The sequence below is a fragment of the Inquilinus limosus DSM 16000 genome, assembly GCF_000423185.1.
In the GTDB taxonomy this organism is placed as follows: Bacteria; Pseudomonadota; Alphaproteobacteria; order DSM-16000; family Inquilinaceae; genus Inquilinus; species Inquilinus limosus.
Genome location: NZ_AUHM01000014.1, coordinates 133,939 through 154,495 on the forward strand (window position 1 = coordinate 133,939; position 20,557 = coordinate 154,495).

The window sequence follows — 20,557 nt, forward strand, 5'->3', positions numbered from 1 at the left end:
CCGTTCCGTCACTATCTCTCTTCGCGCTGTGGCCTTTGTGTGCGCCGGTGCCGCACAATGGAGTCCCCCCTCCCCTCGCGGGAGGGGGGTAGGGGGAGGGGGTTTCCGAGGCAACGCGCCGATGGCCGATCAACGCGTCCAGGGTCTGCGGCAGAACCAGACCGAAACCGAGCTGCTGCTGTGGCACCAACTGCGGGACAAGCGCATCGGCGGCCTGCGCTTCCGGCGCCAATACCGCCTCGGCCCCTATATCGTCGATTTCGTCTGCCTCTCGGCGCGGCTGGTGATCGAGGTGGACGGGCCGTCGCACGAACTGACATTCGATGCCGATGCTCGGAGGACGCGCTGGCTGGAAGATCAGGGATTCCGCGTCGTGAGCTTCACCAACGACCAGGTCATGCACGAGCTCGCGGGTGTCGTGCAGACGATCGGGGCGGTGCTCGCTGGGGGAGGTGAATAGTCGAGGAGCCAGCTCTTGCGGCGGGAACCCCCTCCCCCTACCCCCCTCCCGCAAGGGGAGGGGGGACTCAAAAAGGGCCACGTGCGGCCGTCTCTCAGGCCTCCACGCCCTCGACATACCAGTCCATCTTCAGGAGCTGCTCGTCGCTGAGCGTCTCGCCTTCCTTCACCACCAGCTCTCCCTTCTGGTTCTTGATCGGGCCGGCGAAGGGATGGCCGGTGCCGTCGATGATGCCCTGGCGCACCTTCTCGGCCGCCTGCACCACCTCGGCCGGGATCGCCTCGTTGTAGGGGGCCATGCCGACCATGCCCTCCTTCAGCCCTTCCCAGACGCTGGAGGTCTTCCAGGTGCCGTCCATCACCTCCTGCACCCGGCGGATGTAGTATTCGCCCCAGGCATCGACGATCGCGGTCAGGTGCATCTTCGGCGCGAAGTTGCGCATGTCCGAAGCCTGGCCGAAGGCGTAGACGTTGCGGCTCTCCGCCACCTGCAGCGGGGCCGGGCTGTCGGTGTGCTGGCTCAGCACGTCGACGCCGCCGTCGATCAGCGCCTTGGCCGCGTCGCTCTCCTTGCCCGGGTCGTACCAGCTGTTCGCCCAGACCACCTTCACCTTGGCGTCGGGGCGGATCTTGCGGGCGGCGAGGGCGACGGCGTTGATGCCCATCACCACCTCGGGGATCGGGAAGGAGCCGATATAGCCGAGATTGCCGGTCTTGGTCAGATGTCCGGCGATGGTGCCGCAGACGGCGCGGCCCTCGTAGAAGCGGGCATTGTAGGTGCTGACGTTCGGCGCGGTCTGGTAGCCGGTCGCGTGCTCGAACTTCACCTTCGGGAATTGCTTGGCCGCCCGGATGGTGGCGTTCATGTAGCCGAAGGAGGTGGTGAAGATCAGCTCGTTGCCGGCCTGGGCCAGCTGGCGCAGCACCCGCTCCGCATCCGGGCCTTCCGGCACGTTCTCGACGAAGGTGGTCTTCACCTTGTCGCCGAACTTCGCCTCGACCTCGCGGCGCGCCACGTCGTGCCCGTGCGTCCAGCCGTAGTCGCCGACCGGGCCGATATAGATGAAGCCGACCTTCAGCGGGTCGGCGGCCCAGACCCGCCCGGGCAGAGCCGACGCGGCCAGGGCTGCAGCGGAGCCGGCGAGAAGCGTCCGGCGGGAAACCAGCATCGACATGAGACCTCCGGTTGTTGATTGGTCTGAAGATATCAGGCGCATCGTCAGACGGAAGGGCGGAACGGCTTGCCCAGCGCCGCCGGCGCCTGCAGCCGGCCGCGCCAGGGGCCGGCCGCGATGACCACGAGCACGGCGATGGTGGCGAGATAGGGCAGCATGCTGAAGACCTGGGCCGGCAGGTCGATCCCGGCGATGCCCTGGGCGTGCAGTTGCAGGATCGTCACCCCGCCGAACAGATAGGCGCCGAGCAGCACCCGCCAGGGGCGCCAGGAGCCGAACACGACCAGCGCCAGGGCGATCCAGCCGCGCCCGGCCGTCATCCCCTCCATCCACATCGGCGTGTAGGAGAGGGAGAGGAAGGCGCCGGCGAGCCCGGCCATGGCGCCGCCGAACAGGCAGGCGAGATAGCGCACCAGGATCACCGGATGGCCGATGGCATGGGCGGATTCGGCGGATTCCCCGACCGCGCGCAGCACCAGCCCGGGGCGCGTGCGCTTCAGGAACCAGGCGACGCCGAAGGTCATGGCGACGGAGAGGTAGACGAGGGCGTCCTGGCCGAAGATCAGCGGCCCGACGACCGGCAGGTCGGTCAGCACCGGCAGCGACAGCTTCGGCAAAGGCGGGATCGGGTGGCCGACGAAGCCGGCGCCGAGCAGCGCGCTGAGCCCCACGCCGAAGATGGTCAGGGCCAGGCCTGTCGCCACCTGGTTGGCCATCAGGGTCAGGGTCAGCACGGCGAAGACCAGCGCCAGCGCCGCCCCGGCCGCGGCGGCGGCGACGATGCCGAGCGCCGGATGGCCCGTTGTGATGGTCACGGCGAAGCCGGCGACCGCGCCGATCAGCATCATGCCCTCGACCCCGAGGTTGAGGACGCCGGAACGCTCCACCACCAGCTCGCCCAGCGCGGCGAAGAGGAGGGGGGTGGCCGCAGTGATGACCGTCGCGGCGACGAGGACCAGGAACTCCATCACGGCACCGTGGCAGGCTTGGGGGCGGGCGCCGCCTGGGCGGAGGTCCAGCGCAGGCGGTAGCGGACCAGGACGTCGGCGGCCAGCAGGTAGAACAGCAGCATGCCCTGGAACACGCCGGTCGCCGCCTGCGGCAGGCCGGCCGAGACCTGGGCGTTCTCGCCGCCGATATAGGACAGGGCCATGACCAGCCCGGCGGCGACGATGCCGAGCGGGTGCAGCCGGCCGAGGAAGGCGACGATGATGGCGGTGAAGCCGTAGCCGGGCGTCAGCTGCGGGATCAGCTGCCCGATCGGCCCCGCCGCCTCGAAGGTGCCGGCCAGGCCGGCCAGCGCGCCCGACAGCAGCAGGCAGAACCAGACCACGCGCTTGCCGCTGAAGCCGGCGAAGCGGGCCGCGGCCGGGGCCTGGCCGACCACCTGGATCTGGAAGCCGACGACGGTGCGGCCGACCAGGAACCAGGCGCCGATCGCGGCGAGCAGGGCGACCAGCGCGCCGAGATGCAGCCGCGTCCCCTCGATCAGCACCGGCAGCAGCGCCGCGTCGGTGAACATCCGGGTCTGCGGGAAGTTGAAGCCGTCGGGGTCCTTCCACGGGCCGAACACCAGGATGCTCAGGGCCAGCGAGGCGACATAGGTCAGCATCAGGCTGGTCAGGATCTCGCTGACGTCGAAGCGGGTCTTCAGGAAGGCCGGGATCGCGGCGTAGGCCAGGCCGCCCAGGGCTCCGGCGACGCACATGGCGGGCAGGATCCACCAGCCCTCCTCGCCCCAGAAGCCCAGCGCGACGGCGCCGGCCGCGACCGCGCCCATGATCAGCTGGCCCTCGGCGCCGATGTTCCAGACATTGGCGCGGAAGCCGATGGCGAGGCCGGTGGCGATCAGGATCAGCGGCGCCGCCTTCACCCCGAGCTCGGTCCAGCCGTAGAAGGTCTCGATCGGGGCGACCAGGAACTGGTACAGCGTCTCCGCCGGATCCAGGCCGAGCACGAGGAACAGTAGCCAGCCGCTGGCGATGGTCAGGGCGACCGCGAGGATCGGGGTCAGCCAGACCATGGCGCGGGACGGTTCCCGCCGGGGCTCGATCCTAAGCGACATGGACGGCGTGCTCCTTCTCTTCGGCCGCGCCCGGCTCGGCCCCGTGCAGGCCGCCCATCAGCAGGCCGATCTCGGCGACCGAGATGTCGTGCGTCGGCCGGGCCTCGGACAGCCGGCCGAGATTGATCACCGCGAGGCGGTCGGTGATCTGCAGCAGCTCGTCGAGGTCCTGCGAGATCACGATCACCGCGGCGCCGTTCTGGGCCAGGGTCATCAGCGCCTGGTGGATCGCGGTGGCGGCGCCGGCGTCGACGCCCCAGGTCGGCTGCGACACGATGAAGACCTCCGGCGTCTGCAGCACCTCGCGGCCGACCACGAATTTCTGCAGGTTGCCGCCGGACAGGCTTCCGGCCGGGGCCTCGGAGCCGCGGGTCTTGACCCCGAACTCATGGATCACCCGCTCGGCATAGCGGCGCGCCAGTCCGGCGCGGATCAGCCCGCCGGGGGCCAGCTTCATGCGGTTGCGGGCGCTCAGCAGGGCGTTGGCGGCCAGGCTCATCTCCGGCACCGCGGCATGGCCGTTGCGCTCCTCCGGCACGGTGCACAGGCCGAGAAGCCGGCGTTGCTCCGCGCCCAGATGGCCGACCGGCCGGTCGCCGATGCGGATCGCCCCGGCCGGCCGCACCCGGCGCTCGCCGGACAGCGCCTGCAGCAGCTCGGTCTGGCCGTTGCCGGCGATGCCGGCGATGCCAAGGATCTCGCCGGCGCCGACGGTGAAGCCGATCTGCTTCAGCGCGGTGCCGAATGGACCGTCGGCGGGCAGGTTGAGATCCTCGACCGCCAGCCGCGGTTCGGATGTGTCGCGGGCGCAGCGGCGGGACAGGGTGCGCAGCTCGGCCCCGATCATCATCTGCGCCATGCTGCGCGCGGTCTCGACCGCCGGGTCGCAGGAGCCGACGACCTTGCCGGCGCGCATGATCGTGGCCCGGCTGCACAGCGCCTTGATCTCGTGCAGCTTGTGGCTGATGTAGAGGATCGAGCAGCCTTCCGACGCCAGGCGGCGCAGCGTCTCGAACAGCCGCTCCACCTCCTGCGGGGTCAGGACCGAGGTCGGCTCGTCCATGATCAAGAGCTTCGGGTCCTGCAGCAGGCAGCGCACGATCTCGACCCGCTGGCGCTCGCCGACCGACAGGGAGTGGATCTCGCGATGCGGGTCCAGCGGCAGGCCGTAGGCCTGCGACACCTCGCGGATCCGCCTGGCCAGGATGCGCCGGTCGGGCGGGCTATCGAGGCCGAGGGCGATGTTCTCGGCCACGGTCAGCGCCTCGAACAGCGAGAAGTGCTGGAACACCATGCCGATGCCGAGGCGGCGGGCCTCGTGCGGGCTGGCGGGACGGACCGGCTGCCCGTTCCACAGGATCTCGCCGGCATCGGGCTGCAGCAGCCCGTAGATGGATTTGACCAGCGTCGATTTGCCGGCGCCGTTTTCACCGAGCAGCGCGTGGATCTCGCCGGGCTGGACGGAAAAGCTTACGCCGTCGTTCGCGACGAGGCTCGCGAAGCTCTTGGTGATGCCGCGGAGTTCGATCCGCGCGGGGCCGGCCCCCGGGTTGCGGTCCATGCAGCCTCCTGTTCTGGAGCCGCCCCCGCCGCCGGTTTGTCGGCGGGGGCGGGCCTGTCCTTAGCCTTGGCGAAGGCGACGAGCAATTCCGCCGCGACCATGGCGGCGATGACGGACGGGCGCTTGTCCCGCCCGAGGCCCGCCCCGATCGGGCAGGTCAGGAATCCGGCGCGGCGAGGGTCGTTGCCGCGGGCCCGGAACCAGCGCTCGAAGCGCTCGCGCTTGGTGGCCGATCCGATCAGCCCGACATAGGCGGCGTCGCCGCGGCGCAAGGCCGCCTCGGTCACGTCGAAATCCATGGCGTGGCTGTGGGTCATGACGAGGTAGGCGGCGCCGGGCGGCGCCTCGGCGATCACGTCGGTGGGCGTCGGGGTCAGCCGCCGGGTGATGGTCTCCGGGATCTCGGCCGGGAACTCGTCGGCGCGGCCGTCGATCCACTGGATCTTCAGGGGCAGCGGGGCCAAAGCGCGGACCAGCGCCTTGCCGACATGGCCGGCGCCGAAGATCAGGACGCTCGGGCAGGTCGCCGCCTCGTTGGCCTCCTCGGCCTCGATCCGGGCCAGGATGGCGCCGTCGGCCAGCTCCAGGTCGATCGCCACGAAACCGCCGCAGCACTGGCCGATAGCGGGGCCGAGCGGGATCTCGACCCGCCGCGACCGCTCCTTGGCGATGATCAGCGCCCGGGCAGCGGCGATCGCGTCCCACTCCATCCGTCCGCCGCCGATGGTGCCGCGGCTGGCGCCGGCAGTGACCAGCATGTGCACTCCGGCCTCGCGCGGGGTGGAGCCGCGAGCCTCGGCCAGCGTCACCAGCACCGTCGGCTCGCCGTCGCCGAGCCACAGCCGCAGGGTGGGGGCGAGGGGGGTCATGCGAACCTCCCGGCATCGCATCCGCGATGGCTTTCCCGCAGGTGCTCATCGCACAATTGAGTCCCCCCTCCCCTCGCGGGAGGGGGGTAGGGGGAGGGGGTTTTCGAGGCAACGCACCGATGGCCGATGCACGCGTCCAGTTCCTGCGGCAGAACCAGACCGACGCCGAAGTGCTGCTGTGGCATCAACTGCGCGACAAGCGTGTCGGCGGCGTTCGCTTCCGGCGCCAGTATCGCCTCGGCCCGTACATCGTCGATTTTGTCTGTCTCTCGGCGCGGCTGGTGATCGAGGTCGACGGGCCGTCGCACGAGTTGACCGTCGATGCCGATGCCCGAAGGACTCGTTGGCTGGAAGACCAGAGTTTCCGCGTCGTCCGCTTTTCGAACGAGCAGGTCATGCATGAATTGGCGGGCGTGGTGCAGACGATCGGGGCGGTGCTGGCGGGAGAAAGCAAGGCCTAGAGAGGCCGGCTCTCGCGTTGAGAACCCCCTCCCCCTACCCCCCTCCCGCAAGGGGAGGGGGGACCCAAAAAGGGCTGATACGCGCGAGAGCGGCATCATTCCGTCCCTCCTCCAGCCGCCCGCAGGCGCTCCACCGCCTCCAGCACCTTCTCCGGCGTGGCCGGCGGGTCGAGGCGGGGGCAGATCTTGTGGTCGGCGACGCTGGCGACCGCGTCGGAAATCGCGTGCAGCACCGAGACGCCGAGCATCAGCGGCGGCTCGCCCACCGCCTTGGAACGGTAGATCGTCTCCTCATGGTTCCGCGTGTCGGCCAGCCGGACGTTGAAGATCTTCGGCCGGTCGCTGGCCACCGGGATCTTGTAGGTGGATGGGGCATGGGTCCGCAGCCGGCCCTTGTCGTCCCACCACAGCTCCTCCATGGTCAGCCAGCCGGCGCCCTGGATGAAGCCGCCCTCGACCTGGCCGCGGTCGATCGCCGGGTTCAGGGAATTGCCGGCGTCGTGCAGGATGTCGACCCGGTCCAGCCGGTATTCGCCGGTCAGGGTGTCGACCGTGACCTCGCTGACCGCGGCGCCGTAGGCGAAGTAGTAGAAGGGACGGCCGCGGCCGGCGGCGCGGTCCCAGTGGATCTTCGGCGTCTTGTAGAAGCCGGCGGCGGACAGCTGCACCCGGCCGAAATAGGCGGCGCGCACCAGCTCCGCGAACGGCACCTCCTGGTCACCGATCCGCACCGCGTTGCGGCGGAACACGACCTGGTCCGGCTTCACCTGCCAGCGTTCAGCGGCGAAGGCGATCAGCCGGTCCTTGATGGTGCGGGCCGCGGCCTGCGCCGCCATGCCGTTCAGGTCGGCGCCGGAGGAGGCGGCGGTGGCCGAGGTGTTCGGCACCTTACCGGTGGTGGTGGCGGTGATGTGGATGCGGTCGATATCGACCTGGAACTCCTCCGCCACGACCTGGGCGACCTTGACGTACAGGCCCTGGCCCATCTCGGTGCCGCCGTGGTTCAGATGGATCGACCCGTCCTTGTAGACATGCACCAGCGCGCCGGCCTGGTTGTAGGCCGTGAGGGTGAAGGAGATGCCGAATTTCACCGGCGTCAGCGCCAGGCCGCGCCTGAGGAAGCGGCTGGTCTTGTTCCAGGCGCGGATCTCCTCGCGCCGGGCCCAGTAGTCGCTGTCGCGCTCCAGCTCCGCCACCAGCCCATGGACGATGTTGTCCTCGACCGTCTGGTGGTACGGCGTGACGTTGCGGTCCTCGGTGCCGTAGAAGTTCAGCTTCCGGATCTCGAGCGGGTCGCGGCCAACGGCGAAGGCGATCTCCTCGATCAGGCGCTCACCCGCCACCAGCCCCTGCGGCCCGCCGAAGCCGCGGAAGGCGGTGTTCGACTGGGTGTTGGTCTTCAAGGGCAGCGAGGACAGCTGCACCGCCGGGTAGTAGTAGGCGTTGTCGGCGTGGAACAGGGCGCGGTCGGTGACCGGCCCGGACAGGTCGGCGGACCAGCCGCAGCGCGCCGCCAGCAGCATCTCGACGCCCTCGATCCGGCCCTCCTCGTCGAAGCCGACGCTGTAGTCGACCTCGAAATCGTGGCGCTTGCCGGTGATGATCATGTCGTCGTCGCGGTCCGGGCGCAGCTTGGCGGCCCGGCCGGTCGCCTTGGCCACCAGGGCAGCCACGGCGGCGAACAGGTTGGCCTGGGTCTCCTTGCCGCCGAAGCCGCCGCCCATGCGCCGCACCTCGACCGTCACCGCCCCGTCGGGCACGCCGAGGACTCCGGCGACGATGTGCTGCACCTCGCTCGGGTGCTGGGTGGATGAGTGGACGGTGACGTCGCCATCCTCGCCCGGCAGGGCCAGGGCCGCCTGGCTCTCCAGGTAGAAATGCTCCTGCCCGCCGATCCGCATGCGACCGTCGATGCGCCGCGGCGCGGCCGCGATCGCCGAAGCGGCATCGCCACGCTTCAGCGTCATCGGCTTGGTCACCAGCGTGCCGGCGGCCTTCGCCGCCTCGTAGTCCAGCACCGGCGCCAGCTCCTCATAGTCGATCACGGCCAGGCGGGCGGCGCGGCGGGCCTGGTCGCGGGTCTCGGCGGCCACGGCGAAGATCGGCTGGCCGACATGCTGCACCAGCTCGGTCGCGAACAGCGGCTCGTCGCCCAGATGGCTGCAGCCGATGTCGTTCTCGCCCGGGACGTCCGCGGCGCTGAAGGCGCGGACCACGCCTGGCGCGGCGCGGACCGGGGCCAGGTCGATCGACCGGATCCGGGCATGGGCCTTCTCGCTCAGCCCCAGGCAGACATGCAGCAGGCCCGCCGGCTCCGGGATGTCGTCGATATAGACGGCCTCGCCGCTGACATGCTTGTGGGCGCTGTCGTGCCGGCGCGGGTCGTGCACCGCGCCGTCGATGCGGTCGGCCGCCGGCTGGGCGTTGGCCTGCAGGGAAACGGTGGTGTCAGGCATGGGCCAGGCTCCGCTCGCCGACCAGGCGGGTTTCCGCAGCGGGATCGGCGGTTTCGGCATGCAGCTTCAGCAGCAGGTTGGCGGCCACCCGGGCACGGTAGCCGGCGCTGGCGCGCCAGTCGGTCAGCGGCGTGAAGTCCCGGGCCAAAGCGGGCAGGGCGGCGCGCACCGTGTCCTCGGTCCAGGGCTGCCCCAGCAGCGCCGCCTCGGTCTCGGCCGCGCGCTTCGGGGTGCCGGCCATGCCGCCATAGGCGATCCGGATCTCGGCGACCTTGCCGTCCTCGACCCGCAGCCGGAAGCCGGCGCAGACGGCGGAGATGTCCTGGTCGAAGCGCTTGCTGATCTTGTAGATGCGGAAGCGGTCGCCGGGCCGCAGCCTCGGCAGCAGGATGCTCTCGACGAACTCGCCCGGCCGCCGGTCCTGCTGGCCGTAGGCGATGAAGAAGTCCTCCAGCGGCAGCGATCGGCGCTCCTCGCCGCGGCGCAGCACCAGCGTGGCGCCGGCGGCGATCAGGGCCGGCGGCGTGTCGCCGATCGGCGAGCCGTTGGCGATGTTGCCGCCGATGGTGCCGACCGCGCGCACCTGCTCCGCCCCGATGCGGCGGATCAGTTCGCCGAGATCGGGATAGGCGCGGCCGAGCGGCCCGATCGCCTCGGCATAGGTGACGGCGGCGCCGATCTCGAAGCCGTCCGCGGTCTCGCGGATGGCGCGCAGGTCGCGCACCCGGCCGGTGTAGATGACGGCCGGCAACACCCGCATCTGCTTGGTGACCCACAGCCCGACATCGGTGGCGCCGGAGACGATAGTGGCGTCCGGATGCTCCAGCAGCAGCGCCGCCATCGCGTCGGCTGTGGCCGGGGCGTAGAAGCGGCGGGCGCCGTCGCCGACCGCGACCGTCTCCTCGTCCTCCAGCGCCTTGAGCCGCTTCATCGTCTCCGTCTCCGCCGCGGCGAAGCGGTCGGCCTCCGGCGCGCCCAGCTCGTACATGCGCTGCCCGGCGGCGACGATCGGGGCATAACCGGTGCAGCGGCACAGATTGCCGGCCAGGGCGTCGTCGATCCGGTCCTCGGTCGGCGCCGGGTCGTTGCGGTAGAGCGCGAACAGCGCCATGACGAAGCCGGGGGTGCAGAAGCCGCATTGCGAGCCGTGGCAGTCGACCATGGCCTGCTGCACCGGGTGCAGCGCGCCGTCGGCGGCCTTCAGATGCTCGACCGTCAGCAGCTGGCAGCCGTCCAGCGTCGCCAGGAAGCGGATGCAGGCATTGACCGGCTCGTAGCGCATGCGGTCGCCGTCGCGCCGGCCGACCACGACGGTGCAGGCACCGCAATCGCCCTCGGCGCAGCCCTCCTTGGTGCCGGTCCTGCGCTCCTGGATCCGCAGCCAGTCCAGGACCGTCAGGGTCGGGTCGACCGTGCGGATCTCGCGCAGCTCGTCGCCGAAGAGGAAACGGACGGTGTCCCGCATGATGGCCTCAACTGCCGCGATAGGTGGAATAGGACCAGGGCGAGATCAGCAGCGGCACGTGGTAGTGCTGGTCGGCATGGGCGATGCCGAAGCGGATCGGCACCTGGTCCAGGAAGGGCGGGTCGGCGGGGGCCACCCCGGCGGTGCGGAAATAGGCGCCGACGGCGAAGACCAGCTCATAGGTGCCGGCGCGGAAGTCGTCGCCGGCCAGCAGCGGCGCCTCGCAGCGGCCATCGGCATTGGTGCGGGTCTCGGTCAGCAGCGTGCGGTGGTCGCCGTCGAGGCGGTAGAGCGCCACCCCGATGCCCATGCCCGGCCGGCCATGTGCGGTGTCGAGCACATGGGTGGTCAGTCGCCCCCGGTGGGATGCCATGTCTGTGGCCATCCTGCCTCTCCGTGTCTGCCGCCGGTCCCTGGCGGTCCGGCGCGCCTCCGGGCATTATCGCCCTGTTTCGGCTGTGGCGCGCTTGTTGTTTGCGTCATGTTTCACGCCGGGACCCGCGATGCTCAACGGCTGTTCGGCGGAAAGACTTTCAACGCAATCGCAAAAGTGGATGCCGGCGGGGCCGGTATCCTCTATCCGGGATCACGCGTGCGAGAGGGAGGCAAGGGCCGGTGTCCGTCTATCCGAGAAATCTCGTCGGCTACGGCCCGAACCCGCCGAAGGCCGACTGGCCGGGCGGGGCGCGGCTGGCGCTGCAGTTCGTCCTCAACTACGAGGAGGGCGGCGAGAACTCGATCCTGCACGGCGACGCGGCCTCCGAGAGCTTCCTGTCCGAGATCGTCAACGCCCAGCCGCTGCCGGGCGTGCGCCACATCTCGATGGAATCCCTCTACGACTACGGCGCCCGGGTCGGCGTCTGGCGGATCCTCCGGCTGTTCGAGCGCAAGCAGATCCCGCTGACCATCTACGCCGTCGCCATGGCGGCGGAGCGCAACCCGCAGGTGATCCGCGCCATGGTCGAGGCCGGGCACGAGATCGCCAGCCACGGCTATCGCTGGATCAACTACCAGTATGTCGGCGAGGACACCGAGCGCGAGCACATCCGCAAGGCCGTCGAGATCCTGGAGCAGGTGTCGGGCCAGAAGCCGCTCGGCTGGTACACCGGCCGCACCAGCCCGAACACGCGGCGGCTGGTGGCCGAGCACGGCGGCTTCCTCTACGACGCCGACGCCTATGACGACGATCTGCCCTACTGGGAGGTGGTCGAAGGCAAGCCGCAGCTGATCGTGCCCTACACCCTGGACGCCAACGACATGCGCTTCGCCGCGGTCCAGGGCTTCAACTCCGGCGAGCAGTTCTACGCCTATCTCAAGGACAGCTTCGACGCGCTGTACCAGGAGTGGGCGGAGACGCCGCGGATGATGTCGGTCGGCCTGCATTGCCGCCTGGTCGGCCGGCCGGGCCGGATCATGGCGCTGGAGCGGTTCCTGGACTACGCCCGGCAGCATGACGGCGTCTGGTTCTGCCGCCGCATCGAGATCGCCCGGCACTGGCGGGAGAAGCATCCCTATGGCGGAGACGGGTCATGACCTCGCCGCGCCCCAGCACCATGGACCGCGACCTGTTCGTCGTCCGCTTCGGCGGCGTGTTCGAGCATTCGCCCTGGATCGCCGAGGCTGCCTGGGAGGCCGGGCTGAGCCATGAGCAGGACACCGCCGAAGGGCTGCATGCCGCGCTCTGCGCCGTGTTCCGCGCCGCCGACCACGACCGGCAGCTTCAGGTGCTCTGCGCCCATCCCGACCTGGCCGGCCGGCTGGCCGTGGCGGGGGAGCTGACCGCCAGCTCCAGCGCCGAGCAGGCCAGCGCCGGGCTCGACCGCTGCACGCCGGAGGAGTTCGCCCGGTTCCAGGAGCTCAACGCCCGCTATGTCGAGCGCTTCGGCTTCCCCTTCATCATGGCGGTGAAGGGCCGCAGCCGGGCCGAGATCCTGGCCGCCTTCGAGCGCCGCATCGGCAACCCGCGCGACGTCGAGTTCACCACCGCCCTGGCCGAGGTGGAGACCATCGCCCTCCTGCGACTGAAGGACCTGCTGCCGTGAGCTTGGGCCCAGCGCCAATGCAGAACACTCATCTCTATGGCCCCGCGCTGATGGAGCGGCTGGATGCCCTGGCCCGCTTCAGCGAGGAGCCGGACCGGCTGACCCGCACCTTCCTGTCGCCGGCGCACCGGCAGGCGGCCGACCAAGTGCTGGCCTGGATGCGCGAGGCCGGCATGGCGGCCCGGATCGACGCCGCCGGCAACGTCGTCGGCCGCTACGAGGGCGACCGGCCGGGCCTGCCCGCGCTGCTGCTGGGCTCGCACATCGACACGGTGCGCGACGCCGGGAAATACGATGGCAATCTCGGCGTGCTGGCCGCCATCGCCGTGGTCGGGGAACTGCACCGGCGCGGCGAGCGGCTGCCCTTCGCCGTCGAGGTGCTGGGCTTCGGCGACGAGGAGGGCGTGCGCTTCCCGGTCACCCTGACCGGCAGCCAGACCGTCGCCGGCACCGTCGACCCGGCGGTGGCCGACGCGCTGGACGACAACGGGCTGCGCCTGGGCGACCTGCTGCGCGGCTTCGGCGGCGACCCGGACCGGCTGCAGGCCGAAGCCCGGCGGCGCGAGGACGTGCTGGGCTATGTCGAGCTGCATATCGAGCAGGGGCCGGTGCTGGAGGCCGAGGGCCTGCCGCTCGGCGTGGTCACCGCGATCAACGGCGCCGCCCGCTACAACGCCGTGGTCCGCGGCATGGCCGGCCACGCCGGCACCGTGCCGATGGACCTGCGCCGCGACGCGCTGGCCGCCGCCGCCTCGATGATCCTGGCGGTCGAGCGTTGCGCCCAGACGCGGCGCGACGTGGTGGCGACCGTCGGGCAGCTCGACGTGCAGCCCGGCGCGGTCAACGTCATCCCCGGCGCGGTGCGCTTCACCATCGACATCCGCGCGCCGGACGACGCCGACCGGCTGGCCGCGATGGCCGAGTTGACCGCGGCGCTGGAGGGCATCGCCCGCGGCCGCGGCGTCGAGCTGACGCTCGACCGCTACCACGATGGCGGCGCCGTGCGCTGCGACCCGGCGCTGATGGAGAAGCTGGAGACCGCAATCCGCCGCCACGGCCTGCCGGCGCGGCGGCTGCCCAGCGGCGCCGGCCACGACGCCATGGCGATGGCGGCGCTGACCCCGGTCGGCATGCTGTTCCTGCGCTGCCGCGGCGGCATCAGCCACAACCCGGCCGAATCCATCACCGTGGAGGATGCGGACCTCGCCGTCCGCGTCCTGCTCGACCTCCTCCGCCAGTACGACCCTGCCTAAGACGAAAGCTCTCCTGATGACCGACAGCATCGACACCGCCATCCGCGCCTGGCTCCACGGCGCGCGCGAGCAGCAGGCCCGGTTCCTGGCGGAGCTGGTCAAGGTCCCGTCCGACAACCCGCCGGGCGACTGCGAGCCGCATGCCAGGCGGACGACGGAGCTGCTGCGCGAGCTGGGCTTCGAGGTCGAGGTCCATCCGGTGCCGGCGGAGCTGGCGAAGGCGCATGGCATGATCAGCGCCAGCAACCTGATCGTCCGCCGCCGCTTCGGCGACGGGCCGGTGATCGCGCTGAACGCGCATGGCGACGTGGTCGCGCCGGGCGAGGGCTGGACCCACGATCCCTACGGTGCCGAGGTGGTCGACGGCTGGATGTACGGCCGCGGCGCCGCCGTCTCGAAATCCGACATCGCCACCTACGCCTTCGCCCTGAAGGCGCTGGAACTGGCGGGGCAGCTGACCCGCGGCATGGTCGAGCTGCACGTGACCTATGACGAGGAATCGGGCGGCGAGATCGGGCCGAAGCTGATCCTGGAGCAGGGGCTGTCGAAGCCGGACTTCGCCATCGCTGCCGCCTTCAGCTATGCGGTGGTGACGGCGCATAATGGCTGCCTGCATCTCGAGGTCGAAGTGCGCGGCAAGTCGGCCCATGCCGCGCTGCCTTCGACCGGCATCGATGCGCTGGAGGCGGCGACGCCGATCCTGGCGCGGTTGTACGAGCACCGGCGCCTGTATCCGACCACGGTGTCGAAGGTGACCGGCATCGGCTCGCCGCAGCTCACGGTCGGGCTGATCGAGGGCGGCATCAACACCAACGTCGTGCCCGACCGGGTGGCCTTCCGCCTCGACCGCCGCCTGATCCCGGAGGAGAACGGCGCGGCGGTGGAGGCGGAGCTGCGCGGCGTGATCGAGGACGCGGCCAAGGCCTTCCCGAAGGCGACCGTCACGGTTCGCCGCATCCTGCTGGCCGAGCCGCTGTCGCCGCTGCCGGGCACCGACCGGCTGGCCGAGGCGATCCGCCGCCGCGCCGCGCCGGTGCTGGGCGAGGAGATCCCGGTCAAGGGCGTGCCGCTCTACACCGACGCCCGGCACTATGCCGCCGCCGGGGTGCCGATCGCCCTCTACGGCGCCGGCCCCCGCACCATCGAGGACGCCAACGCCCACCGCGCCGACGAGCGGCTGAAGCTGGACGACCTCTACAAGGCGACCGAGATCGTCGCGCTGGCGGTCCGGGACGTGCTGGCGGAGTAACACATCAACTCTCCCCCTCCCCCTGCGGGAGGGGGCAGGGGGAGGGGGCTGTCGCAGCCGGAAGGGTATCGATCTGGTGATTGATCCTCGCGTCCGCGCACTCCGCCAAAATCAGACCGAGGCCGAGCGTCTGCTGTGGCGTCAGCTCCGCAGCAAGCGCGTCGGTGGCCTTCGCTTCCGACGGCAATATCCGCTCGGAGCCTTTATCGTCGATTTCGTCTGGCTCGCGGCCCGTCTGGTCATCGAGGTCGACGGACCGTCACACGACCTGACCGTGGATGCGGATGAACGCCGCACGCAGTGGCTTGAGGGCCAGGGATTCCGCGTGCTGCGCTTCACCAGCGATCAGGTCAGATACCATCTGCCGGACGTTGTCGATGCCATCGCCGCGGCATTGCCGGGTGAAGAGATTATTGCAAACTGGAGTGATGCCGGCTCGGTCGGCGGCACCCCCTCCCCCTAACCCCCTCCCGCGAGGGGAGGGGGAGAGTTCAGAGGCAAGCTTGGCTTTAAAGTAACCGTCCTTACATCGCGCCCTGCAGGTGCGGCCACACCTCCAACGCGCCGCGCCAGATCATGTCGATCGACACGTAGAGGATCACGGCCAGGCCGACATAGGCGATCCAGCGGTGGCGGTTCAGCAGCTTGGCGATGAAGGAGGCGGCGAAGCCCATCAGCGCGATCGACAGCGCCAGGCCGAAGATCAGGATCACCGGGTGCTCGCGCGCAGCACCGGCCACGGCCAGCACGTTGTCGAGCGACATCGACACGTCGGCGATCACGATCTGCCAGGCGGCCTGGGCGAAGGTCTTGCGCGGCGCGCCGTTGCCGTTCACCTCGTGACCTTCCAGCGCCTCCTCGGCCTGGTGCTCCTCCTTGGCGGTATGGCGCAGCTCGCGCCACATCTTCCAGCACACCCACAGCAGCAGCACGCCGCCGGCCAGCAACAGGCCGACGATGGCCAGCAGCTGCGTCGTGATCAGGGCGAAGCCGATGCGCAGCAGCGTGGCGGCGCCGATGCCGATCAGGATCGCCTTGCCGCGCTGTTCCTTGGGCAGCCCGGCCGCGGCCAGGCCGATGACGATGGCGTTGTCGCCGGCCAGAACCAGGTCGATCATGATGACCTGGGCCAGGGCCGCCAGCGCTTCGCCTGTCAGCAGATGTTCCATGCGAAAACCGTCCTCTTCGTCGCGAGGAGCGGCCTGCATGCCATCCCGGGGGAGCGTGTCAGGGTCGGCAGGCGGGCCACTCGATGGAGTCTCCAGTCCGACATCGCAGATCCCGGAGGATCTGCCAGAGGGGCCCGGCCTGGTCGCCGCCCATATAGCGGGGAGGCCTCGCCGGCTCAAGCGCCGGGTCGTAGACTGCGGCGCGGACGCCGCAGGTCGGCCCGGAGGTGTGGCGAAATGGATACACATGAACCGGTGATCCGGTCCGGCGCGATCGTGCCGGAGAAGGCCGGGCAATGGTCCGGCTTCGCCGCCGGGCTGTTCGCCGCCACCGGCCATGCGGTCGAGGCCGTGCCCTCGGCCGACCTGCGGCTCAGCCTGCATGTCGGGCCGCCGGTCATGGCCCATTGCCGGGCCGAGGGGCTGGTGCAGGACCGGCTGCAGCGCGAGGGCGACATCGACCTGCTGCCGGCCGGCGCGTCGGGCGCCTGGGAGGATGAGGGGCCGGCCCGCTTCCTGCTGCTGCGCCTGGCCCCAGCACTGATGCGCAGCGCGGCGGAGGGGCTGGGGCTGGCCTCCGGCCGGCTGGAGATCGCGCCGCGGCTGCAGCTGCGCGACCCACGGATCGAGCATCTCGGCTGGGCCCTGAAGGCCGAGCTGGAGGCGGGGGCGGAATCGGATCCGCTCTATGCCGACAGCATCGGCCTGGCGCTGGCGGCCCATCTGCTGCGGCGCTACGCGGCGCCGGTGCCGGCGGCCGCGGCGGGCCAGGCGCTGTCGCGGCGGCAGCTGGCCCGGGTGCTGGAGCTGATCGAGTCGCGGCTGGACCAGCGCCTGGCCCTGGCCGAGCTGGCGGCCGCCGCCGGGCTCAGCCCGTCGCATTTCAAGCCGCTGTTCAAGGCCTCGACCGGGCTGGCGCCGCACCAGTTCGTGATCCGCCGCCGGGTCGAGCGGGCACGGGCGCTGCTGCTGGACGGAAGCCTGCCGATGGCCCAGGTGGCGCTCGACGCCGGCTTCGCGCATCAGAGCCACATGGCCCGGGCGATGCGCCGGGTCCTCGGCATCACCCCCGGCGCGCTGCGGCGCGAGCGGGGCTGAACGCCGCCGTCCGAACCTGCTCCCGCCCGTCCGTTCCGGCGCGACCCGCCGGGCGCCGGCACGGCAGGCTCCTCCCGTCTTGGCTCCGATCCGGGGCGCAGCGGGAGAGAGATCATGTTCGCCATCATCGGGGCCACGGGCCGGGTCGGCGGGGCCGCGGCGCGGGAGCTGCGGCGGCGGGGCAGGGCGGTGCGGGCCGTGGTCCGCGACCCCGGCCGGGCCGGCGCGCTGGCCGAGGCCGGCTGTGAGGTCGCCGTCGCCGACATCGCCGACGCGCCGGCGCTGACGGCGGCGCTGCGCGGCGCCGAGGGCGTGCTGGCGATCGTGCCGCTGCCCCCGTCGCGCGGCGACGCCGCGGCCGAGGTCCGCGGCCTGGTCGGCAGCCTGGCCCGGTCGCTGGAGGCGGCGCGGCCGCCGCGCACCGTCGCGATCTCCGACTACGGCGCCCAGCATGCGGCCGGCACCGGCATCACGCTGCTGTTCCACCACCTGGAGCAGCGGCTCGGCGGCCTGCCGGGCATCGCCTTCCTGCGCTCGGCCGAGCATATGGAGAACTGGGCCCGGTCGCTGCGCGCCGTCATGGCCACCGGCGTCCTGGCCAGCCTGCACCACCCGCTGGACAAGCGCTTCCCCACCGTCTCCGCCCCCGATGTCGGGCTGATCGCGGCCGATCTCCTGGACGCGGCCGAGGCGCCGCCGCGCATCCTCCATGCCGAAGGCCCGCAGCGCTACACCGCGCTGGACGTGGCCGCGGCGCTGGCTGCGCCGCTCGGCCGGCCGGTCCAGGCGGTGGCCCTGCCGCGCGGCCAGTGGGACCAGGCGCTGTCGGCCGGCGGGCTGGGCGAGGGCTATGTCCGGCTGATCACCGACCTCTACGACGCCCACAATGCCGGGCGGATCGAGGCCGAGGGCGGCGAGGTCCGCCGGGGCGCCACGCCCCTGGCCGAGGTGCTGGCGGCCCTGGTGCGCCAGGCGGCCGGTGCAACTCAGCAAGCGTCGTGAGTCTGCGCCCTAAGCCGACGTCTCCTGGCGGCGCACCATCTCGGCGATCCAGACGGGAGCATAGGGCGGCGTGCAGCCCGGCGACGCCGGATAGTCGATGAGGACCTGGAGCTTTTCGCCGATGCCGATGGCGCGGGCGCGGTGCGTGGGGTGACGGATGCCGATTTCGGCAAGGCAGTGGTTCATCGACCACTGCTTGGGTGCGGGCGCATCCCTCATCTCCCTCTCGATCTGGTCCGGCAGGCCGTCCAGGTCCAGCCCGGCCGCATCCTTGACCACGCGATCGGTCGTCAGGCTCCAGCCGGCCCGTCCGACCAGATCCGTATCGTCCTTCCAGCGCAGACGCAGCTCTTCGGCGTGCCTCCCGGGCTTGACGATGTTGGTGACGAACCAGTCCAGGAGCTTCGGCGCGCGAATGTCGCGGATCATCGCGTCGAGCTCGTCGGCGGAGAAGGCTTCCGGCTTGGCGATCAGGGTCGCCAGCAGCCGTGCGGCCGTGTCGCCGGTGGCCCAGAGCTCTCTCGCCAGCTCATGCCGGGCTTTCAGGCGCTTGGCGACCGCGCGCAGAGCAGACAGATTGACGCCGTGATCGTCGCCGCGTTCTGCATTGGCTGCCCGGAGCTTCGGGTCTTCCAGCGCGGCCAGTTCGGCCATGACGTCGGTCGCCGCGGACATGCAGTCCTCCATCTGAGTGCAAAGGCTAGCCCGGGAACTCCTCATATTGCGGCAGGTCGTCGGTAATGGTGTACCAGGGCGCCTTGGAGCCGACGAAGATGTGCTCGGTCGGCCGGATGGTCGGGTCGTCGACCAGCGTGCCCATGGCGACATGGACATAGGCGCCGTCGCGGACGACCGAGAACAGCAGCGACCCGCAGACCCGGCAATGCGTATTGTTGAGATCCTCCTCGCCATAGATCATCAGCGCGTCATGGCCTTGCGTCACCGCCAGCTTGGCGCGCTCGATCCCGGCGAAGGGCTTGAACGCCGACCCCGTCGTCCGCCGGCAGTTCGAGCAGTGGCAGTTGGCGGCATAGAGGAACTGGTCCGCCACCTCGTAGTGGACGGCGCCGCAATAGCATCGGCCGGTCAGCATGCGCGCGCTCTCGGTCATGGGTTCCCTCCGACATTGTTTCGGCCAGCGTATCGCTCCGCGCTGCGCCTTGACAGCCCGGTGCCGGCGGCGCTCTGTTCCCGCAGATTTCAAGGGAGACGTCCATGCCCGACCATCGTCGAGACGGCACCGGTGAGGCCGTGGCCCGCATCATGCCGGCCGCCAACACCCACCGCAACCCGGGCATGGCGCTGGAGCTGGACTGGGTCGAGGCCGCGCGGGTCAATCTCAGCGCCGCCGAGCGCCGGGCCGCGACCCTGACCACCCGGCGCACGGTGAAGAAGGAATACCAGGCCGCCTGGCTGGTGAAGGCGATCACCTGCATGGACCTGACCACGCTCGCCGGCGACGACACGCCGGGCCGGGTGCAGCGCCTCTGCGCCAAGGCCCGCCACCCGCTGCGCGACGACCTGGTCGAGGCGCTGGGCCTCACCGACCGGCCGCCGACCGTCGGCGCCGTCTGCGTCTACCCGACCATGGTCGGCGCCGCGGTGAAGGCGCTGGCCGGCAGCGGCATCCCGGTCGCCTCGGTCGCCACCGGCTTCCCGGCGGGGCTGACGCCGCTGCCGCAGCGCCTGGCCGAGATCCGCTATGCGGTGGAGGAGGGAGCGGCCGAGATCGACATCGTCATCCACCGCGCCCAGGTGCTGAACCGCGAATGGTCCGCCCTCTATGACGAGGTCCGGGCGATGCGCGAAGCCTGCGGCGACGCGCATCTGAAGACCATCCTGGCCACCGGCGACCTCAGGACCCTGCGCAATGTCGAGGCCGCCAGCCTGGTCTGCATGATGGCCGGCGCCGACTTCATCAAGACCTCGACCGGCAAGGAGGATGTCAACGCCACCCTGCCGGTCAGCCTGGTGATGGTCCGCGCCATCCGCGACTACCAGGCCCGCACCGGCGAGCGGGTCGGCTTCAAGCCGGCCGGGGGGCTGCGCACCGCCAAGGACGCGATCGCCTGGCTGATCCTGATGAAGGAGGAGCTGGGCCGGCCTTGGCTGGAGCCGGAGCTGTTCCGCATCGGCGCCTCCTCGCTGCTCGCCGATGTCGAGCGCCAGATCGAGCATTTCGTCACCGGCCGCTATTCGGCCGGCTTCCGCCACGCCGCCGCCTGAGGAGCCC

The 20,557-nt window shown here is 70.9% G+C and carries 21 protein-coding genes; 10 read left to right on the forward strand and 11 right to left on the reverse strand.

The window, feature by feature from the left end:
• The first annotated feature begins 121 nt into the window (after nucleotides 1-121).
• The gene (locus G537_RS0115030; protein ID WP_026870822.1) at nucleotides 122-460 is read left to right on the forward strand and encodes an endonuclease domain-containing protein; all 339 of its coding nucleotides are present in this window, start codon (nucleotides 122-124) and stop codon (nucleotides 458-460) included.
• A 94-nt stretch (nucleotides 461-554) separates the two neighbouring features.
• Here G537_RS0115030 and G537_RS0115035 read toward each other — a convergent pair whose 3' ends face one another.
• The 5 genes from G537_RS0115035 to xdhC are packed head-to-tail and all read right to left on the reverse strand — an operon-like array spanning nucleotide 555 to nucleotide 6,129.
• Nucleotides 555-1,634 carry a BMP family ABC transporter substrate-binding protein gene (locus G537_RS0115035; RefSeq protein ID WP_342665210.1) on the reverse strand — a complete coding sequence of 360 codons (1,080 nt, stop codon included), beginning with the start codon at nucleotides 1,632-1,634 and terminating at the stop codon, nucleotides 555-557.
• A gap of 44 nt (nucleotides 1,635-1,678) precedes the next feature.
• A complete protein-coding gene (locus G537_RS0115040; protein ID WP_026870824.1) occupies nucleotides 1,679-2,602 on the reverse strand; it encodes an ABC transporter permease in 924 nt (307 codons plus the stop codon).
• Nucleotides 2,602-3,699 carry an ABC transporter permease gene (locus G537_RS0115045; protein WP_026870825.1) on the reverse strand — a complete coding sequence of 366 codons (1,098 nt, stop codon included), beginning with the start codon at nucleotides 3,697-3,699 and terminating at the stop codon, nucleotides 2,602-2,604. Before G537_RS0115045 ends, G537_RS0115040 begins: the two co-directional genes overlap by 1 nt.
• The gene (locus G537_RS0115050; protein ID WP_026870826.1) at nucleotides 3,689-5,260 is read right to left on the reverse strand and encodes an ABC transporter ATP-binding protein; all 1,572 of its coding nucleotides are present in this window, start codon (nucleotides 5,258-5,260) and stop codon (nucleotides 3,689-3,691) included. Before G537_RS0115050 ends, G537_RS0115045 begins: the two co-directional genes overlap by 11 nt.
• Complete coding sequence (gene xdhC, locus G537_RS38110) at nucleotides 5,170-6,129, reverse strand: xanthine dehydrogenase accessory protein XdhC (RefSeq protein ID WP_064742140.1); 960 nt, start codon at nucleotides 6,127-6,129, stop codon at nucleotides 5,170-5,172. Before xdhC ends, G537_RS0115050 begins: the two co-directional genes overlap by 91 nt.
• A gap of 119 nt (nucleotides 6,130-6,248) precedes the next feature.
• Here xdhC and G537_RS0115060 point away from each other — a divergent pair, with 119 nt between their 5' ends.
• The gene (locus tag G537_RS0115060; protein WP_026870827.1) at nucleotides 6,249-6,590 is read left to right on the forward strand and encodes an endonuclease domain-containing protein; all 342 of its coding nucleotides are present in this window, start codon (nucleotides 6,249-6,251) and stop codon (nucleotides 6,588-6,590) included.
• Nucleotides 6,591-6,685: 95 nt separating this feature from the next.
• Here G537_RS0115060 and xdhB read toward each other — a convergent pair whose 3' ends face one another.
• From xdhB to uraH, 3 genes are read right to left on the reverse strand one after another with little or no spacing between them, the layout of a single operon-like run.
• Entirely contained in the window at nucleotides 6,686-9,046 is a 2,361-nt protein-coding gene (gene xdhB, locus G537_RS0115065; RefSeq protein WP_026870828.1) for a xanthine dehydrogenase molybdopterin binding subunit, read from the reverse strand.
• Nucleotides 9,039-10,511 (reverse strand): xanthine dehydrogenase small subunit, encoded by a 1,473-nt coding sequence (gene xdhA / locus G537_RS0115070; protein ID WP_026870829.1) that lies wholly within the window; start codon nucleotides 10,509-10,511, stop codon nucleotides 9,039-9,041. Before xdhA ends, xdhB begins: the two co-directional genes overlap by 8 nt.
• A 7-nt stretch (nucleotides 10,512-10,518) precedes the next feature.
• A complete protein-coding gene (uraH, locus tag G537_RS0115075) occupies nucleotides 10,519-10,884 on the reverse strand; it encodes a hydroxyisourate hydrolase (RefSeq protein WP_034851825.1) in 366 nt (121 codons plus the stop codon).
• 242 nt (nucleotides 10,885-11,126) lie between these two features.
• Here uraH and puuE point away from each other — a divergent pair, with 242 nt between their 5' ends.
• The 5 genes from puuE to G537_RS38115 all read left to right on the forward strand — a co-directional run bounded on the left by puuE (nucleotide 11,127) and on the right by G537_RS38115 (nucleotide 15,518).
• On the forward strand, nucleotides 11,127-12,044 hold the full coding sequence (puuE, locus tag G537_RS0115080; protein WP_026870831.1) for an allantoinase PuuE: 918 nt from the start codon (nucleotides 11,127-11,129) through the stop codon (nucleotides 12,042-12,044).
• Nucleotides 12,041-12,553 (forward strand): 2-oxo-4-hydroxy-4-carboxy-5-ureidoimidazoline decarboxylase, encoded by a 513-nt coding sequence (gene uraD, locus G537_RS0115085; RefSeq protein WP_026870832.1) that lies wholly within the window; start codon nucleotides 12,041-12,043, stop codon nucleotides 12,551-12,553. The genes puuE and uraD overlap by 4 nt, the downstream gene beginning before the upstream one ends.
• 17 nt (nucleotides 12,554-12,570) lie before the next feature.
• On the forward strand, nucleotides 12,571-13,806 hold the full coding sequence (locus tag G537_RS0115090) for an allantoate amidohydrolase (RefSeq protein ID WP_026870833.1): 1,236 nt from the start codon (nucleotides 12,571-12,573) through the stop codon (nucleotides 13,804-13,806).
• A gap of 16 nt (nucleotides 13,807-13,822) precedes the next feature.
• A complete protein-coding gene (locus G537_RS0115095; RefSeq protein ID WP_026870834.1) occupies nucleotides 13,823-15,055 on the forward strand; it encodes an ArgE/DapE family deacylase in 1,233 nt (410 codons plus the stop codon).
• Between the two features lie 76 nt (nucleotides 15,056-15,131).
• On the forward strand, nucleotides 15,132-15,518 hold the full coding sequence (locus G537_RS38115; protein ID WP_064742141.1) for an endonuclease domain-containing protein: 387 nt from the start codon (nucleotides 15,132-15,134) through the stop codon (nucleotides 15,516-15,518).
• Nucleotides 15,519-15,579: 61 nt separating this feature from the next.
• On the opposite strand, the gene G537_RS0115105 is transcribed toward G537_RS38115, so the two are convergent.
• Nucleotides 15,580-16,224 carry a TerC family protein gene (locus G537_RS0115105; protein WP_026870835.1) on the reverse strand — a complete coding sequence of 215 codons (645 nt, stop codon included), beginning with the start codon at nucleotides 16,222-16,224 and terminating at the stop codon, nucleotides 15,580-15,582.
• A gap of 237 nt (nucleotides 16,225-16,461) precedes the next feature.
• Here G537_RS0115105 and G537_RS0115110 point away from each other — a divergent pair, with 237 nt between their 5' ends.
• Entirely contained in the window at nucleotides 16,462-17,322 is an 861-nt protein-coding gene (locus tag G537_RS0115110; protein WP_064742142.1) for a helix-turn-helix transcriptional regulator, read from the forward strand.
• A gap of 114 nt (nucleotides 17,323-17,436) precedes the next feature.
• Nucleotides 17,437-18,324: an NmrA family NAD(P)-binding protein gene (locus G537_RS0115115; RefSeq protein ID WP_026870837.1), complete on the forward strand. Its 888-nt coding sequence runs from the start codon at nucleotides 17,437-17,439 to the stop codon at nucleotides 18,322-18,324.
• Between the two features lie 9 nt (nucleotides 18,325-18,333).
• Here G537_RS0115115 and G537_RS0115120 read toward each other — a convergent pair whose 3' ends face one another.
• Complete coding sequence (locus G537_RS0115120; protein WP_051248438.1) at nucleotides 18,334-18,999, reverse strand: DNA alkylation repair protein; 666 nt, start codon at nucleotides 18,997-18,999, stop codon at nucleotides 18,334-18,336.
• 25 nt (nucleotides 19,000-19,024) lie between these two features.
• Entirely contained in the window at nucleotides 19,025-19,435 is a 411-nt protein-coding gene (locus G537_RS0115125) for a GFA family protein (protein WP_026870839.1), read from the reverse strand.
• Between the two features lie 104 nt (nucleotides 19,436-19,539).
• On the opposite strand from G537_RS0115125, the gene deoC reads away from it, so the two are divergent.
• Nucleotides 19,540-20,550 carry a deoxyribose-phosphate aldolase gene (gene deoC / locus G537_RS0115130; RefSeq protein WP_081688823.1) on the forward strand — a complete coding sequence of 337 codons (1,011 nt, stop codon included), beginning with the start codon at nucleotides 19,540-19,542 and terminating at the stop codon, nucleotides 20,548-20,550.
• Nucleotides 20,551-20,557 lie beyond the last annotated feature (7 nt).

What these genes read in the sequence shown, in the direction of transcription:
- G537_RS0115125 (WP_026870839.1), bottom strand. Translation starts at nt 19,435, where the DNA reads ATGACCGAGAGCGCGCGCATGCTGACCGGCCGATGCTATTGCGGCGCC.
- G537_RS0115060 (WP_026870827.1), top strand. Translation starts at nt 6,249, where the DNA reads ATGGCCGATGCACGCGTCCAGTTCCTGCGGCAGAACCAGACCGACGCC.
- xdhB (WP_026870828.1), bottom strand. Translation starts at nt 9,046, where the DNA reads ATGCCTGACACCACCGTTTCCCTGCAGGCCAACGCCCAGCCGGCGGCC.
- G537_RS0115105 (WP_026870835.1), bottom strand. Translation starts at nt 16,224, where the DNA reads ATGGAACATCTGCTGACAGGCGAAGCGCTGGCGGCCCTGGCCCAGGTC.
- G537_RS0115110 (WP_064742142.1), top strand. Translation starts at nt 16,462, where the DNA reads ATGGATACACATGAACCGGTGATCCGGTCCGGCGCGATCGTGCCGGAG.
- deoC (WP_081688823.1), top strand. Translation starts at nt 19,540, where the DNA reads ATGCCCGACCATCGTCGAGACGGCACCGGTGAGGCCGTGGCCCGCATC.
- G537_RS0115040 (WP_026870824.1), bottom strand. Translation starts at nt 2,602, where the DNA reads ATGGAGTTCCTGGTCCTCGTCGCCGCGACGGTCATCACTGCGGCCACC.
- G537_RS0115120 (WP_051248438.1), bottom strand. Translation starts at nt 18,999, where the DNA reads ATGTCCGCGGCGACCGACGTCATGGCCGAACTGGCCGCGCTGGAAGAC.
- G537_RS0115095 (WP_026870834.1), top strand. Translation starts at nt 13,823, where the DNA reads ATGACCGACAGCATCGACACCGCCATCCGCGCCTGGCTCCACGGCGCG.
- G537_RS0115035 (WP_342665210.1), bottom strand. Translation starts at nt 1,634, where the DNA reads ATGTCGATGCTGGTTTCCCGCCGGACGCTTCTCGCCGGCTCCGCTGCA.
- xdhA (WP_026870829.1), bottom strand. Translation starts at nt 10,511, where the DNA reads ATGCGGGACACCGTCCGTTTCCTCTTCGGCGACGAGCTGCGCGAGATC.
- G537_RS0115090 (WP_026870833.1), top strand. Translation starts at nt 12,571, where the DNA reads ATGCAGAACACTCATCTCTATGGCCCCGCGCTGATGGAGCGGCTGGAT.
- G537_RS0115030 (WP_026870822.1), top strand. Translation starts at nt 122, where the DNA reads ATGGCCGATCAACGCGTCCAGGGTCTGCGGCAGAACCAGACCGAAACC.
- uraH (WP_034851825.1), bottom strand. Translation starts at nt 10,884, where the DNA reads ATGGCATCCCACCGGGGGCGACTGACCACCCATGTGCTCGACACCGCA.
- G537_RS0115115 (WP_026870837.1), top strand. Translation starts at nt 17,437, where the DNA reads ATGTTCGCCATCATCGGGGCCACGGGCCGGGTCGGCGGGGCCGCGGCG.
- G537_RS0115045 (WP_026870825.1), bottom strand. Translation starts at nt 3,699, where the DNA reads ATGTCGCTTAGGATCGAGCCCCGGCGGGAACCGTCCCGCGCCATGGTC.
- G537_RS0115050 (WP_026870826.1), bottom strand. Translation starts at nt 5,260, where the DNA reads ATGGACCGCAACCCGGGGGCCGGCCCCGCGCGGATCGAACTCCGCGGC.
- uraD (WP_026870832.1), top strand. Translation starts at nt 12,041, where the DNA reads ATGACCTCGCCGCGCCCCAGCACCATGGACCGCGACCTGTTCGTCGTC.
- xdhC (WP_064742140.1), bottom strand. Translation starts at nt 6,129, where the DNA reads ATGACCCCCCTCGCCCCCACCCTGCGGCTGTGGCTCGGCGACGGCGAG.